Annotated in this window: 13 protein-coding genes; 12 read left to right on the top strand and 1 reads right to left on the bottom strand. The window is 66.3% G+C overall.

Going from position 1 to position 13,995, the window contains the following annotated elements:
• The first annotated feature begins 143 nt into the window (after positions 1 to 143).
• From mpl to mtgA, 5 genes are all read left to right on the top strand, one after another.
• Positions 144 to 1,553: a UDP-N-acetylmuramate:L-alanyl-gamma-D-glutamyl-meso-diaminopimelate ligase gene (gene mpl / locus J3489_RS15195; RefSeq protein ID WP_206999320.1), complete on the top strand. Its 1,410-nt coding sequence runs from the start codon at positions 144 to 146 to the stop codon at positions 1,551 to 1,553.
• Positions 1,550 to 2,134, top strand: a complete 585-nt coding sequence (locus tag J3489_RS15190; protein ID WP_206999318.1) for a YqiA/YcfP family alpha/beta fold hydrolase — start codon at positions 1,550 to 1,552, stop codon at positions 2,132 to 2,134. Before mpl ends, J3489_RS15190 begins: the two co-directional genes overlap by 4 nt.
• 162 nt (positions 2,135 to 2,296) lie before the next feature.
• Positions 2,297 to 4,393, top strand: coding sequence for a ribonuclease catalytic domain-containing protein (locus tag J3489_RS15185; protein WP_206999316.1), 2,097 nt, complete (start codon positions 2,297 to 2,299; stop codon positions 4,391 to 4,393).
• Between the two features lie 9 nt (positions 4,394 to 4,402).
• Positions 4,403 to 5,269, top strand: coding sequence for a shikimate dehydrogenase (gene aroE / locus J3489_RS15180; RefSeq protein WP_206999314.1), 867 nt, complete (start codon positions 4,403 to 4,405; stop codon positions 5,267 to 5,269).
• 80 nt (positions 5,270 to 5,349) lie between these two features.
• Positions 5,350 to 6,072: a monofunctional biosynthetic peptidoglycan transglycosylase gene (gene mtgA / locus J3489_RS15175; protein WP_206999312.1), complete on the top strand. Its 723-nt coding sequence runs from the start codon at positions 5,350 to 5,352 to the stop codon at positions 6,070 to 6,072.
• A 27-nt stretch (positions 6,073 to 6,099) separates the two neighbouring features.
• Here the strand turns inward: mtgA and J3489_RS15170 are convergent, their stop codons facing one another.
• Positions 6,100 to 6,273, bottom strand: a complete 174-nt coding sequence (locus tag J3489_RS15170; protein ID WP_206999310.1) for a hypothetical protein — start codon at positions 6,271 to 6,273, stop codon at positions 6,100 to 6,102.
• Between the two features lie 278 nt (positions 6,274 to 6,551).
• On the opposite strand from J3489_RS15170, the gene J3489_RS15165 reads away from it, so the two are divergent.
• From J3489_RS15165 to araH, 7 genes are all read left to right on the top strand, one after another.
• Complete coding sequence (locus J3489_RS15165) at positions 6,552 to 7,484, top strand: IclR family transcriptional regulator (protein ID WP_206999308.1); 933 nt, start codon at positions 6,552 to 6,554, stop codon at positions 7,482 to 7,484.
• On the top strand, positions 7,481 to 8,512 hold the full coding sequence (locus J3489_RS15160; protein WP_206999306.1) for a 2-dehydro-3-deoxygalactonokinase: 1,032 nt from the start codon (positions 7,481 to 7,483) through the stop codon (positions 8,510 to 8,512). The genes J3489_RS15165 and J3489_RS15160 overlap by 4 nt, the downstream gene beginning before the upstream one ends.
• Positions 8,513 to 8,578: 66 nt before the next feature.
• Positions 8,579 to 9,244, top strand: a complete 666-nt coding sequence (locus J3489_RS15155) for a 2-dehydro-3-deoxy-6-phosphogalactonate aldolase (protein WP_206999304.1) — start codon at positions 8,579 to 8,581, stop codon at positions 9,242 to 9,244.
• Entirely contained in the window at positions 9,241 to 10,020 is a 780-nt protein-coding gene (locus J3489_RS15150) for an SDR family oxidoreductase (protein ID WP_206999303.1), read from the top strand. Before J3489_RS15155 ends, J3489_RS15150 begins: the two co-directional genes overlap by 4 nt.
• Before the next feature lie 119 nt (positions 10,021 to 10,139).
• On the top strand, positions 10,140 to 11,138 hold the full coding sequence (locus tag J3489_RS15145; RefSeq protein ID WP_206999301.1) for an arabinose ABC transporter substrate-binding protein: 999 nt from the start codon (positions 10,140 to 10,142) through the stop codon (positions 11,136 to 11,138).
• A 171-nt stretch (positions 11,139 to 11,309) separates the two neighbouring features.
• Positions 11,310 to 12,833 carry an L-arabinose ABC transporter ATP-binding protein AraG gene (gene araG, locus J3489_RS15140; protein ID WP_206999299.1) on the top strand — a complete coding sequence of 508 codons (1,524 nt, stop codon included), beginning with the start codon at positions 11,310 to 11,312 and terminating at the stop codon, positions 12,831 to 12,833.
• A gap of 122 nt (positions 12,834 to 12,955) precedes the next feature.
• Positions 12,956 to 13,972 (top strand): L-arabinose ABC transporter permease AraH, encoded by a 1,017-nt coding sequence (gene araH, locus J3489_RS15135; protein ID WP_206999297.1) that lies wholly within the window; start codon positions 12,956 to 12,958, stop codon positions 13,970 to 13,972.
• Positions 13,973 to 13,995 lie beyond the last annotated feature (23 nt).

Below are 13,995 nucleotides of genomic sequence, written 5' to 3'. Positions count from 1 at the left end.
GGGGCGCCTAGGGGGCTGCCTAGGGAGGTCCGATGCGCCCGGCAGCGGGCGGCAGCCAGAGGGACGGGCCTGTTCGCAACACGTATTGGGTGAGGGCGTCGGTTACAATAGCGGCCTTTCCGTACGCGCCTCGCCTCGCTTTTATGCATATCCATATCCTCGGCATTTGCGGCACGTTCATGGGTGGTCTGGCGGTGCTCGCACGCGGCGCAGGACACAAGGTGACCGGCTGCGACGCCGGCGTCTATCCGCCGATGAGCACCCAGCTCGAGGCGCAGGGCATCGAACTCATCGAAGGCTACGGCGCCGAGCAGGTCGATCTGAATCCCGATCTCTTCGTGATCGGCAACGTCGTGACGCGCGGCAATCCGCTGATGGAGGCGATTCTCGATCGCGGCCTGCCGTACGTGTCGGGCCCGCAGTGGCTCGGCGAGCACGTGCTCAACGGCAAGTGGGTGCTCGCGGTGGCCGGCACGCACGGCAAGACGACGACGAGCTCGATGCTCGCGTGGCTGCTCGAAGACGCCGGGCTGAACCCGGGCTTCCTGATCGGCGGCGTGCCGCTCAATTTCGGCGTATCGGCGCGGCTCACCGATTCGAGCTTCTTCGTGATCGAAGCCGACGAGTACGACACGGCGTTCTTCGACAAGCGCTCGAAGTTCGTTCATTACCGGCCGCGCACCGCGATCCTGAACAATCTCGAATTCGATCATGCGGACATCTTTCCCGATCTCGCCGCGATCGAAACCCAATTTCATCACCTTGTGCGGACGATGCCCGGCGTCGGGCGGCTCGTCGTCAACGGTCGCGAGGACGCGCTCGAACGCGTGCTCGCGCGCGGCTGCTGGAGCGATGTCGAGCGCTTCGGCGTGGCCGGCGGCTGGGAAGCGCAGCCCGCGGCGGACGGCGTGCCGGTCGACGAGCAGTTCGCCGTCTACTGGCAGGGCGAGCGCGCGGGCGTGGTCGGCTGGCAGGTGCAGGGCGAGCACAACCGCATGAACGCGCTCGCCGCGGTCGCGGCGGCTCGGCACGTCGGCGTGCCGCCCGCGCAGGCGGCCAAGGCGCTCGGCGCGTTCCGTAACGTGAAGCGGCGAATGGAAGTGCGCGGCAGCGTCGAAGGCGTCACTGTCTACGACGACTTCGCCCACCATCCGACCGCGATCGAAACCACCATCGCGGGGTTGCGTGCGCGAGTCGGCCGTGAAAATACGCGGATTCTCGCCGTGCTCGAGCCGCGCTCGAACACGATGAAGCTCGGCGCGATGAAGGCGCAATTGCCGGGCAGCCTCGCGGACGCCGACCTCGTGTTCGGCTACGGCGCGTCGTCCGGGCGCGACGCGCTCGGCTGGAACCTCGCCGAAGCGCTCGCGCCGCTGGGCGCCAAGGCGCAAGCGTTCAACGACCTCGACGCGCTCGTCAAGGCGGTCGCCGCGGCGGCGCTTCCGGGCGACCATGTGCTCGTGATGAGCAACGGCGGCTTCGGCGGCGTCCACCACAAGCTGCTGGATGCGCTCGACGCGCGCCCCGCCGCGCGCGAACGGGGCGTCGCGTGATTCTCTATCTGCACGGGTTCCGTTCGTCGCCGAATTCGTTCAAGGCGCGCGTGCTCGCCGCTCGGGTCGCTGAACTGGGCAAGAGCGCCGAATGGTGCTGCCCGATGCTGCCCGTGTCGCCGTTCGAGGCGATCGCGCTCGCGAAAGCACAAGTGAAAGCGGCCGGCGAGAAAGACGTCACCGTGATCGGCAGCTCGCTCGGCGGCTACTACGCCACGCATCTCGCCGAAACGCACGGCTGGCGCGCGGTGCTGCTCAATCCGGCGACGGTGCCGCAGCGCGACTTGTCGGCGTATCTCGGCGAACAGCCGCTGTGGCATGGCGGCGGCAGCATCGTCGTCGAGCCGCGCCATCTCGACGAATTGCGCGCGCTAGGCGTCGGCGCGATCACGCGGCCCGAACGCTATTATTTGATGGCTGCCACCGGCGATGAAGTGCTCGACTACCGCGAGATGCTCGCGCACTACCCGGGCGTGCACACGAAGTTGATCGACGGCAGCGACCACGCGATCAGCGAATTTGAAGACTATGTCGACGACGTTCTCGCCTTTTGCGGGATGAAGCAGCCGGCGCGGCCCTGACTGAACCGTCAAAGCGGCATGTGCCTCCTCCCGCCTGAAGGCAGGCGAACCTCAGGCAAGCCGCGGACGCCCCGCGCGGCCAGCGCGGCACACAACACCTATCACACTGCAGGCGCACGGATTGCGCGCGCCCGCAGTGGCAAGTCAGAACGAGAGTATTGAGTGAACGTTTTCTTTGAGGAATCGGGCAGTTTCAAGGCGGGCAGCGTGCTGTCGCGGCAAGGCGACGCGTTTCAGGTCGAGCTGCCGGGCGGCCGTCGCGCGAAGGTCCGCGCCAAGGACGTGCTGATCGAATTCGAGAAGCCGAGCGCCGCCGAATTGATGCAACAGGCCGATGAAGCCGCGCAGCAAATCGATCTCGATTTCCTGTGGGAATGCGCGCCCGCCGACGAATTCCCGTTCGCGACGCTCGCGAACGACTATTACGGCGAGTCGTACGGCCCGATCGAGCGCGCGGCGCTCGTGCTGTGCATGCACGGCGCGCCGGTCTACTTCCGCCGCAAAGGGCGCGGACAGTATCAGCGCGCGCCTGAAGATCAGTTGAAGATGGCGCTCGCGTCGCTCGAGCGCAAGCGTCAGCAGGCGCTCGTGCAGGCCGAATACGAAGAGGAGCTGAAAGCCGGACGCCTGCCGGCCGCGTTCGACGGCAAGGCGCTGTCGCTCCTCACGAAGCCGGACAAGAACTCGATCGAATACAAGGCGCTCGAAGCGGCCGCCGCGGCGCGCGGGATTTCCACCGCGCGCCTGATGCTGGAATGCGGCGGCATCGCGTCGGCGCGCGCGCTGCACGAGGCCCGCTTTCTGGCCGAGTTTTTCCCGCACGGCACGGGCTTTGCGCCGGTCATGCCGGGCGCGCTGCCCGACGACCTGCCGACGGCCGATGTCGAAGCCTTCTCGATCGACGACATCACGACGACCGAAATCGACGACGCGTTCTCCGTCGAGCATCTGGCCGATGGCCGCGTGCGGATCGGCGTGCACATCGCGGCGCCGGCGCTCGGCATTGCGCGCGGCGATACGGTCGACGCGATCGCCCGCGCCCGGCTGTCCACCGTCTACATGCCGGGCGACAAGATCACGATGCTGCCCGACGACGTCGTCGACGCGTTCACGCTGAAGGAAGGCGGCCTGCGCCCGGCGCTGTCGCTCTACATCATCGTCGATCGCGCAACGCAGGAGATCGTCGCGAACGAAACGCGCGCCGAACTCGTGTTCGTGAAGAACAACCTGCGCCACAACACGCTCGATGCGTGCGTGACCGAAGAGGCGCTCGCCGAGGGCAGCGGCGACTATCCGCACAAGGACGACATCGCCGTGCTGTGGCCGCTCGCGCAGGCGCTCTTCGAAAAGCGCCAGCAGGCGCGCGCGGGCTATGGCCTGAGGCGCGAAGTGCAGAGCAACACCGATTTCAACTTCTACGTCGAAGGCGAGCATGTGACGATCACGCCGCGCCGCCGCGGCTCGCCGCTCGATTTGATCGTCGCGGAGCTGGCGATTCTTGCGAACTCGACGTGGGGCGCGTTCCTGCACGACCACGGCGTGCCGGGCATTTACCGCTCGCAGCGCGCGTTCGCGGCCTCCGGCCCGAAGCGCACGCGGATGCAGACGACGGCCGCGCCGCACGAAGGTCTCGGCGTCGCGCAGTACGCGTGGAGCACGTCGCCGCTGCGCCGCTACGTCGACCTCGTCAACCAATGGCAGTTGCTCGCGTGCGTGAATCACGGCGTGGCGGCCAAGCTCGTCGCGCCGTTCAAGCCGAAGGACGCCGACCTTTACGCGGTCGTGCAGGGCTTCGACGATACCTACAGCGCCTATGCCGATCATCAGCGGCGGATGGAGTACTTCTGGTGCCTGCGCTGGATTACGCAAGAAGCCAAGAAGCAGGTGGTCGCCTCGGTGGTGAAGGGCGACCTGGTGCGCCTCGACGAGGTGCCGTTGTTGCTGCACGTGCCGGGGCTCGGCGTGCATGCGCGCGGGACGAAAGTGATGCTCGAGGTGATGTCGGTCGATGAGTTGACGGTCGAGGCGTCGGTGCGTCTGTTGCACGTGGTCGACGCGCCCGCGGTGACGAGCGGCGAGCAGGCCGAAGAGGAAGAAGACGAAGTCGAAGAGCTGATCGACGCGGCCGACGAATCTGCAGAAAGCGAAGCCGAAACGCAGGCCGAAGCCGACAGCGCGGAGAAAACCGCCGCGGACGGCGAGGCAGGCGCCCCCAGCACCGAGCGCGGCCCGAACCCTGCCGCCCACGCAACGGAGTAAGCGACGCCCATGAGCACGACCACCGCGCCGCGCGATTTGTACGCGGTCATCGGCAACCCGATTGCGCACAGCAAGTCGCCGTTCATCCATGCGCGCTTTGCCGAGCAGACGGGCGAGCCGCTCGAGTATCAACACCTGCTCGCGCCGCTCGACGGATTCGTCGCTCACGTACGCACGTTTATCGCGGAAGGCGGCCGCGGCCTGAACGTGACGGTGCCGTTCAAGCTGGAAGCGCACGCGCTCGCGGATACGCTCTCGCCGCGCGCTGCGGCGGCCGGTGCGGTGAATACGTTGCGCTTCGACGCCGAGGGCCTCTTCGGCGACAACACGGACGGCGTCGGACTGGTGCGCGATATCGAAGCAAACCTTGGGGTGAGGCTGAAGGACGCGCGCGTGCTGCTGCTCGGCGCGGGCGGCGCGGCGCGCGGCGTCGTGCTGCCGATGCTCGGCCGGGCGCCGCGGGCGCTTACGATCGTGAACCGCACGGCGGCGAAGGCCGAAGCGTTGGTCGAGCAGTTCGCAGCCGCTGCCGGGGAGGCGGGCTGCGAGTTGACAGGCGGCGGCGCGCACGCCGCGGGGCCTGATCGATACGACGTAATCGTGAACGCGACCGCGGGCAGCCTCGATGCGTCGCTGCCCGAGTGCGGCGACAGCGCGTTCGGTGACGGCACGCTCGCGTACGACATGATGTACGGCGCGCAGCCGACCGTCTTCATGCGCCACGCGCAGACGCTCGGCGCGCGCACGGCCGACGGGCTGGGGATGCTGGTCGAGCAGGCGGCCGAGTCGTTCTTTATCTGGCGCGGCGTGCGGCCCGACGGCGCGCCGGTGCTGGCGGCGCTGCGCGACATGCTGTTGGCGACGGTCAAGCACTGATTCATAGTCGCGCTTTCAGACGAGTAGGCGGCAATGGCATTCCGATTGAGCGAGCCCGGATCGGCCCGGCGCGTACCGACATGACGAAAACGAACAGCGCAAGCCGGCCGGGACTGGCCCGGTGGGTTGTCTACGTCGGATCGGTGTTCGCGCTCGCGTGGTTTGCGACGCAGGTCTATTACTTCGCGCAGATCGGCGTGTGGACGTTCGTGAATCCGCGCACGACCGCGTTCATGCGCTCCGATGCGTGGCGCCTGGCGCAGGACCGCCCGGATCTCGAGATTCAGCACGCGTGGGTGCCGTATGACCGGATCTCGCGGAATCTGAAGCGGGCGATCATCGCTTCCGAGGACGCCAACTTCGTCAACAACAACGGCTACGAGACCGACGCGATCCTGCAGGCGTGGGAGAAGAACAAGGCGCGCGGCAAGATCGTGGCGGGCGGCTCGACGATCACGCAGCAGCTTGCGCGCAATCTGTTTTTGTCGCGGCAGAAGAGCTATATCCGCAAGGGGCAGGAGCTCATCATCACCTGGATGCTCGAGACGCTGATGGACAAGGAGCGCATCTTCGAGATCTATCTGAATTCCGTCGAGTGGGGCAATGGCGTGTATGGCGCGCAGGCCGCCGCGCAGTATTACTACAAGAGTTCGGCGAGCAAGCTTTCTGCGTGGCAGTCGGCCAGGTTGGCGGTCATGTTGCCGCGGCCCAAGTATTTCGATGAGCATCGCGGGTCGGCGTACCTGGCGCAGCGGTCCGCGGTGATCGCGCGGCGGATGGGGGCGGCGGAATTGCCGCACTGACGGTTTCTGCCCATTGCGCCGAGTTGGCTACTGCGTCACGAGCGAGCAAGACAACGTGCTCGCTTTGCGGGCCTGAAATCCGATGCCTTTGTCGTCGAGGTAGTCCCCGAGCGACACATAACCGATAACGTGCCAGTCGATATCCGGGTTCGCCGTGTTGCCGAGAAAGATGTGGAGGACGGAGAACCGAGGCGCCGGCATGCGACAATCCCAAAATATGAGCGGGCAACTCAAATGTTGGAGATCTTGGGGCCCCGCCCTACAATCCAGACCAACAAAGCGCCGCAATCGCGGCCACTCGATGCGAAGCACGATTCGCACGACAACGGAGACACCGTCAAATGACCTCGAATCCTTGGCAAGCCGCAGGCACCCGTTCAAACGAACGCATCGCGCTACATTCGTCCGCGAAGCGCGCTCCGCAGCGCACCCAGCACCGCGATTAATCGGCCAACGGCCACTTAAACCGGATGAGCGCCATGAACAAACCCCTGGCTGAGCACACCGAAGCGCCGCAGCATCAAGCCCCGCAATCCACGCAAAACGGCAAAACGGGCGCGCAAGCGAATCCGCCCGCCGTCGACGGCATTGCCCTGCCCAGCACGCTGCTCGACATCACGCCGCAGCAAGCCGGCACGCAGACGCTCTTGCGCGGGCTCGCGATTCTCGAAGCGGCGGCGTCCGGGGCGCGCGACCTGCGCAGCTTCGGCGCCGCGCTCGGCACGACGCGCAGCACGACGCACCGGCTCGTCAGCAGCCTTGTTCAAGCGCGCTATCTGCGTCAGGTGCAGGGCGGCTATCTGCTCGGCCCGAAGCTGATCGAGCTCGGCACCATCGCGCTCGAACAGATGCCGCTCACGGCCGTCGCGCGCCCGCACCTGGAACGGCTCGCGGAGGCGACGCTCGACACGATTCACCTCGGCGTGCGCGACGGCGACGACGTGCTCTACATCGACAAAATCCCCGGCACGCGCGGCCTCGAAATGCGCTCGCGCGTCGGACACCGGATGCCGCTCGCCTCGACCGGCATCGGCAAGGCGATGATGCTCGATCTCAAGCCCGACGCCTGGCAGACGCTCTTCGACGCGTCGCGCCGCGCGCTCGCATCGGTCAGCTTCAAGCCCGACAACCGCCTCGATGCGGCCACCTTCCTTCAGCGCATGACGACCTATTCGGCCGGCGGCTTCACGCTCGATCTCGAAGAAAACGAGGCGTCGATCCGCTGCGTGGCCGCGCCGGTGCGCGATGCGTCGGGTTCGATCGTCGCGGCTGTTTCGGTCGCGAGCACGATTCCCTACATGCCGCTCGAACGGATGGACGAGCTCGTGCCGGTCGTGCAGCGCGAAGCGCGCGCGATTTCCGAGGAGCTCGGCTGGCGCGCACCGCAGACCACTCGCAGGATCAAACGATGACTTTGCAGCACTCCGCCTCGACATTTACCGTCGCCGATACGGCCTTCGAGCACGCCGCACTGATTGCGCTCGATTGGGGCACGACGTCGCTGCGTGCGTACCTGTTCGACGCGATCGGCAACGTGATCGCGAACTGCGCGTCGACCGCCGGCGTCATGAATCTGCCGCGTTCGGTGAGCGCGGGCGGCTTCGATGCCGCGTTCGAGGACGCCTGCGGCGTCTGGTTCGACCGCGCCCCCCGGGTGCCGGTGATCGCGGCAGGCATGGTGGGCAGCGCGCAAGGCTGGGCGGAAGCGCCGTATGTCGATGCGCCCGCGGACGCGAATGCGCTCGCGGCCGGCATCGTGCGCGTCGGCACGGACCGCGGCATCGCGCTCCATATCGTGCCCGGCGTGATCCAGCGCGGCGACTTGCCGAACGTGATGCGCGGCGAAGAAACGCAGATCGTCGGCGCGCTCGCCGACGACGCCGCGCCCGGCAACGGCAGCGCGAGCGCGCTGATCGGCCTGCCCGGGACGCACGCGAAATGGGCTGTCGTGCGCGGCGGGCGCATCGAGCGTTTCTATACGTTCATGACAGGCGAACTTTTCGCGGCGCTGCGCGACCACACGATTCTCGGCCGCACGATGGCCGAACCGGAAACGCCGAATACCGCAGCATTCCTGCGCGGCGTCGCGGTCGCGAAGCGAACGGACCATGCGGGCCTCCTCGCGACGATTTTCAGCACGCGCACGCTGGGATTGACCGCACAGCTGTCCGCCGAAGAGCAGTCGGATTATCTTTCCGGACTCCTCATCGGCCATGAACTATGCGGACTTGCCGCCGTGCATCCGCAGTTCGCGGACGAGCCGCTCCGGCTCGTCGGCAACGAAGCGCTGTGCGACCGCTATCGCCTCGCGCTCGCGGAGCTTGGCCGTCCGCAGACGACGCTCGTCAAAGACGCGACCGAGCGCGGGTTGTGGCGGATTGCGACGCTCTCCGGGCTGGTCGGCGAGGCGCGTCCGGCTGTTGCGCAGTCGGCGGGTTAAGGCCGGCCGACGCGCGCCCAAGCCGGCGCTGCACGGATAGAACACGAAGGATTTCACGGAGCCGACATGCAACCGCACATCAACCTGCCTGCACCGTATCAGCCGCACACGGGCCTCGCCGCCGCGTTCGCCGCGTGTGGACTGATCGCGATTCTGCGCGGCGTGACGCCCGCCGATGCCGCCGATCACGGCCGCGCGCTGTATGCGGCGGGTTTCCGGATCGTCGAAGTGCCGCTCAATTCGCCGCAGCCGTTCGAGAGCATTGCCGCGATTCGCGAAGCGCTGCCGGCCGACGCGATCGTTGGCGCGGGGACGGTGCTGCATCCGAGTGACGTCGACGAGGTTAAGCGCGCGGGCGGCGAGCTGATCGTGATGCCGCATAGCGACGCCGACGTCGTGCGAGCCGCGAAGGCGCAGGGCCTCGCGTGCGCGCCTGGCGTCGCGACGCCGAATGAAGCGTTCGCCGCACTCAAGAACGGCGCGGACGTGCTGAAGATGTTCCCGGCCGAACAGCTTGGCCCACAGGTCGTCAAGGCATGGCGCGCGGTGATCGCGGCGCAGGTGCCGCTCGTGCCGGTCGGCGGCATCGCGCCGGACAACATGGGCCCGTTCCTCGCGGCCGGGGCCAACGGCTTCGGCCTGGGTTCGGCGCTTTACAAGCCGGGGCAGAGCGCAGCGATGACCGCGGCGCACGCGAAGGCGTTCATCGACGGCTTGCGGGCGGCATCATGAATCGACTGGCGAACCAGGTCGCGCTGATCACCGGTGCCGGGCGCGGCATCGGCGCAGCGATCGCGCACGCGTTCGCCAGGGAGGGAGCGTCGGTCGTGCTCGCCGAACTCGATATCGATGCCGCGCGCCGCACTGCCAAGGAGATCGAAGCGGCCGTGCCGGGCGCACGCGTGCTCGCGGTGCAAACGGACGTGACGCAAGCCGCGTCGGTCGAACAAGCGGTGAGCGAAGGCGAGCGCGCCTTCGGCCCGCTCGACGCGCTCGTGAACAACGCCGGCATCAATGTGTTCTGCGACCCGCTCACGATGACCGGCGACGACTGGCGCCGCTGCTTCGCGGTCGACCTCGACGGCGTCTGGAACGGCTGCCGCGCGGTGCTGCCGGGCATGGTCGAGCGCGGTCGCGGCAGCATCGTGAACATCGCGTCGACGCACGCGTTCAAGATCATTCCGGGCTGCTTTCCGTACCCGGTCGCGAAGCACGGCGTGATCGGTCTCACGCGCGCGCTCGGCATCGAATATGCGGCGCGCCAGGTGCGCGTGAACGCGATCGCGCCGGGCTACATCGAGACGCAGTTGACGCTCGACTGGTGGAACGGCCAGGCCGACCCGGCCGCCGCGCGCCAGGCGACGCTCGATCTGCAGCCGATGAAGCGGATCGGCAGGCCTGACGAAGTGGCGATGACGGCGGTGTTTCTCGCTTCCGACGAAGCGCCGTTCATCAACGCAAGCTGCATCACGGTCGACGGCGGTCGCTCGGCGCTTTACCACGATTAGCGTCTGTTTCCATATGGAAACAGACGCTAAGGGAAATCGGATGGCGCACCGGCCGCGTGCGTTATCCAGCCAATAGAACACGCGGCCGAACTTTTTCATCCAGACAGGAGACACGCATCATGAAGCGACGAATTTTCCTCACGTTGGCCGCGGCGGCCACTGCGGTGCTGTTCAATGCGCCGGCGGCGCAGGCTGCCGACCAGGTGAAGATCGGCTTTCTCGTCAAGCAGCCCGAAGAACCCTGGTTCCAGGACGAGTGGAAGTTCGCTGAAATCGCCGCCAAGGAAAAGGGCTTCACGCTCGTGAAGATCGGGGCGCCGTCGGGCGAGAAGGTGATGAGCGCGATCGACAACCTCGCCGCGCAAAAGGCGCAAGGCTTCATCATCTGCACGCCTGATGTGAAGCTCGGGCCGGGCATCGTCGCCAAGGCGAAGGCCGACGGCCTGAAGATGATGACGGTCGACGATCGCCTCGTCGACGGTTCGGGCAAGCCGATCGAAGCGGTGCCGCACATGGGCATCTCCGCGTACAACATCGGCAAGCAAGTCGGCGAAGGGCTCGCAGCCGAAATCAAGAAGCGCGGCTGGGATATGAAGGATGTCGGCGCGATCGACGTCACCTACGAGCAGCTGCCGACCGCGCACGACCGCACGACCGGCGCGACCGATGCGCTCGTCGCCGCGGGCTTCCCGAAGGCGAACGTGATCGCCGCGCCGCAAGCGAAGACCGATACCGAGAACGCGTTCAACGCGGCCAACATCGCGCTCACCAAGAATCCGCAAATCAAGCACTGGATCGCCTACGGCCTGAACGACGAAGCCGTGCTCGGCGCGGTGCGCGCAGCGGAAGGCCGCGGCTTCAAGGAGGACAACATGATCGGCATCGGCATCGGCGGCTCCGACTCGGCGCTGAACGAGTTCAAGAAGCCGCAGCCGACGGGCTTCTACGGCACGGTCATCATCAGCCCGAAGCGCCACGGCGAGGAAACGTCGGACCTGATGTACGACTGGATCACGCAAGGCAAGACGCCGCCGATGCTGACGCTGACGACCGGCATGCTCGCCACGCGCGACAACGTGGGTGAAGTGCGCGAGAAGATGGGCCTCGCGGCGAAGTAATCGATCGTCCTGAACCGCGCGCTTCACGGTGCGCTCGCGCGTACCGTGAAGCGGCAAGCAGAGCGACGAAAAGAACAGGGGTGGTTGAGACGGTTCGCGTTGCGATCCACGCGGCGCGCAACGCAACGCACGCAACAGGCGAACCGTTCATACGGAATGATGGGAGGCGATGTGTCAGCGACGCTGCGTTTCGACAATATCGGCAAGGTGTTTCCAGGCGTACGCGCGCTCGACGGTGTGTCCTTCGAGGTCAACGTCGGGCAGGTGCACGGCCTGATGGGCGAGAACGGGGCGGGCAAGTCGACGCTCTTGAAAGTGCTCGGCGGCGAGTATCAGCCCGATTCCGGCCGCGTGATGATGGACGGCAACGAGGTGCATTTCCCGAATGCGGCGGCGTCGATCGCGGCTGGGATCGCGGTGATCCACCAGGAGCTGCAGTACGTGCCGGATCTCACCGTCGCCGAAAACCTGATGCTCGGGCGCTTGCCGAATACGTTCGGCTGGGTGAAGAAGCAGGACGCGAAGCGCTTCGTGCGCGAGCGGCTTGCCGCGATGGGCGTCGATCTCGATCCGAATGCAAAGCTGCGGCGGCTGTCGATTGCGCAGCGGCAGATGGTCGAGATCTGCAAGGCGCTGATGCGCAACGCGCGCGTGATCGCGCTCGACGAACCGACCAGCTCGCTCTCGCACCGCGAGACCGAGGTGCTGTTCAAGCTCGTGCGCGATCTGCGCGCCGACAATCGCGCGCTGATCTACATCTCGCATCGCATGGACGAGATCTACCAGCTCTGCGATGCGTGCACGATTTTCCGCGACGGCCGCAAGGTCGCGTCGCATCCGACGCTCGAAGGCGTGAAGCGCGAGACGATCGTCGCCGAGATGGTCGGGCGCGAGATTTCGGACATCTACAACTACCGGCCGCGCGAACTCGGGCCGGTGCGCTTTGCGGTGCAGAACGTCGAGGGACACGGGCTGAGCGCGCCTGCGAGCTTCGAGGTCCGCTCGGGCGAGATCGTCGGCTTCTTCGGGCTCGTCGGCGCGGGGCGCAGCGAATTGATGCACCTTGTCTACGGCGCCGAGAAGAAGAAGGCCGGGCATTTGATGCTCGACGGCAAGCCGATCACCGTGAAGAGCGCCGGCGAGGCGATCCGCAACGGCATCGTGCTGTGTCCCGAGGACCGCAAGGAAGAGGGGATCGTCGCGATCGCGTCGGTCGCCGAGAACATCAACATCAGCTGCCGGCGCCACTATCTGCATGCGGGCCTTTTTCTCGACCGCAAGAAGGAAGCCGAAACGGCCGACCGGTTCATTCAGCTCTTGAAGATCAAGACGCCGAACCGCCGCCAGAAGATCCGCTTCCTCTCGGGCGGCAACCAGCAAAAAGCGATTCTGTCGCGCTGGCTTGCCGAGCCGGAACTGAAGGTCGTGATTCTCGACGAGCCGACGCGCGGCATCGACGTCGGGGCAAAGCACGAGATCTATCACGTGATTTATCAGCTCGCGGAGCGCGGCTGCGCGGTCGTGATCGTGTCGTCGGAATTGCCGGAGGTGCTGGGCGTGTCGGACCGCATCGTCGTGATGCGCCAGGGGCGCATTTCCGGCGAGCTGCCGCGCAGCCAAGCGAGCGAGCATGCGGTGCTGAGCCTTGCGCTGCCGCAGAGTTCGACGCCTCATGCGGCCGCGCAAGCGGCGTGACTCCGGAGCGCGGCCACGACGAACCCAACCTCGAGAGACGCAACGAAAGACTGTGAATGGGCCGCTCGGATATCGACCGGCCGAATGCATAAAACCCCGTGCAGCACGGCAGGAGCCATCAAATGCAAGCCAGAGAAAACCTAGTGCAGTCGGCAGCGAAGAGCGCCGCCGATGCGCTGACGCCGCAATCCGCCGACAAGCAAAAGTGGTGGCAGCAGATCACCGAATACAGCTTGATCCTGATCTTCGTGGCGATGTTCATCACGATGTCGCTGACGGTCGATCACTTCTTCTCGATCGAGAACATGCTCGGCCTTGCGCTGTCGATTTCGCAGATCGGCATGGTTGCGTGCACGATGATGTTCTGTTTGGCGTCGCGCGATTTCGACTTGTCGGTCGGCTCGACGGTCGCGTTCGCGGGCGTGCTGTGCGCGATGGTGCTGAACGCGACCAACAACACGTTCATCGCGATCCTCGCCGCGGTCGCCGCGGGCTCGGTGATCGGCTTCGTCAACGGCGCGGTCATCGCCTATCTGCGCATCAACGCGCTGATCACCACGCTCGCGACGATGGAAATCGTGCGTGGACTCGGGTTCATCGCGTCGCACGGGCAGGCCGTCGGCGTGTCGTCGGATACGTTCATTGCGCTTGGCGGCCTCACGTTCTTCGGCGTGTCGCTGCCGATCTGGGTCACGCTCATGTGCTTCATCGTGTTCGGCGTGCTGCTCAACAAGACCGTGTATGGCCGCAATACGCTCGCGATCGGGGGCAACCCGGAGGCGTCGCGTCTGGCAGGCATCAACGTCGAGCGCACGCGCGTCTTCATCTTCCTGATCCAGGGCGCGGTGACTGCGCTGGCGGGCGTGATCCTCGCTTCGCGCATCACGTCGGGTCAGCCGAACGCAGCGGAGGGCTTCGAGCTGAACGTGATCTCCGCGTGCGTGCTCGGCGGCGTGTCGCTGCTCGGCGGGCGCGCGACGATCTCGGGCGTCGTGATCGGCGTGCTGATCATGGGTACGGTCGAGAACGTGATGAACCTCATGAACATCGACGCGTTTTATCAGTACCTCGTGCGCGGCGCGATCCTGCTCGCGGCGGTGCTGCTCGACCAGTTGAAAAACCGCGGCGGGCGCGATTGATGCGCCGCTTGTCCATTGCTCAC

This window comes from Trinickia mobilis, from assembly GCF_017315705.1.
In the GTDB taxonomy this organism is placed as follows: Bacteria; Pseudomonadota; Gammaproteobacteria; order Burkholderiales; family Burkholderiaceae; genus Trinickia_A; species Trinickia_A mobilis.
Note: the sequence above shows the minus strand (reverse complement) of the source record. Positions and strands in the feature narration are given on the sequence as shown.

Coding starts and splice junctions, on each gene's coding strand:
- mpl (WP_206999320.1), top strand. CDS start 144: ATGCATATCCATATCCTCGGCATTTGCGGCACGTTCATGGGTGGTCTG.
- aroE (WP_206999314.1), top strand. CDS start 4,403: ATGAGCACGACCACCGCGCCGCGCGATTTGTACGCGGTCATCGGCAAC.
- mtgA (WP_206999312.1), top strand. CDS start 5,350: ATGACGAAAACGAACAGCGCAAGCCGGCCGGGACTGGCCCGGTGGGTT.
- J3489_RS15170 (WP_206999310.1), bottom strand. CDS start 6,273: ATGCCGGCGCCTCGGTTCTCCGTCCTCCACATCTTTCTCGGCAACACG.
- J3489_RS15165 (WP_206999308.1), top strand. CDS start 6,552: ATGAACAAACCCCTGGCTGAGCACACCGAAGCGCCGCAGCATCAAGCC.
- J3489_RS15160 (WP_206999306.1), top strand. CDS start 7,481: ATGACTTTGCAGCACTCCGCCTCGACATTTACCGTCGCCGATACGGCC.
- J3489_RS15155 (WP_206999304.1), top strand. CDS start 8,579: ATGCAACCGCACATCAACCTGCCTGCACCGTATCAGCCGCACACGGGC.
- J3489_RS15150 (WP_206999303.1), top strand. CDS start 9,241: ATGAATCGACTGGCGAACCAGGTCGCGCTGATCACCGGTGCCGGGCGC.
- J3489_RS15145 (WP_206999301.1), top strand. CDS start 10,140: ATGAAGCGACGAATTTTCCTCACGTTGGCCGCGGCGGCCACTGCGGTG.
- araH (WP_206999297.1), top strand. CDS start 12,956: ATGCAAGCCAGAGAAAACCTAGTGCAGTCGGCAGCGAAGAGCGCCGCC.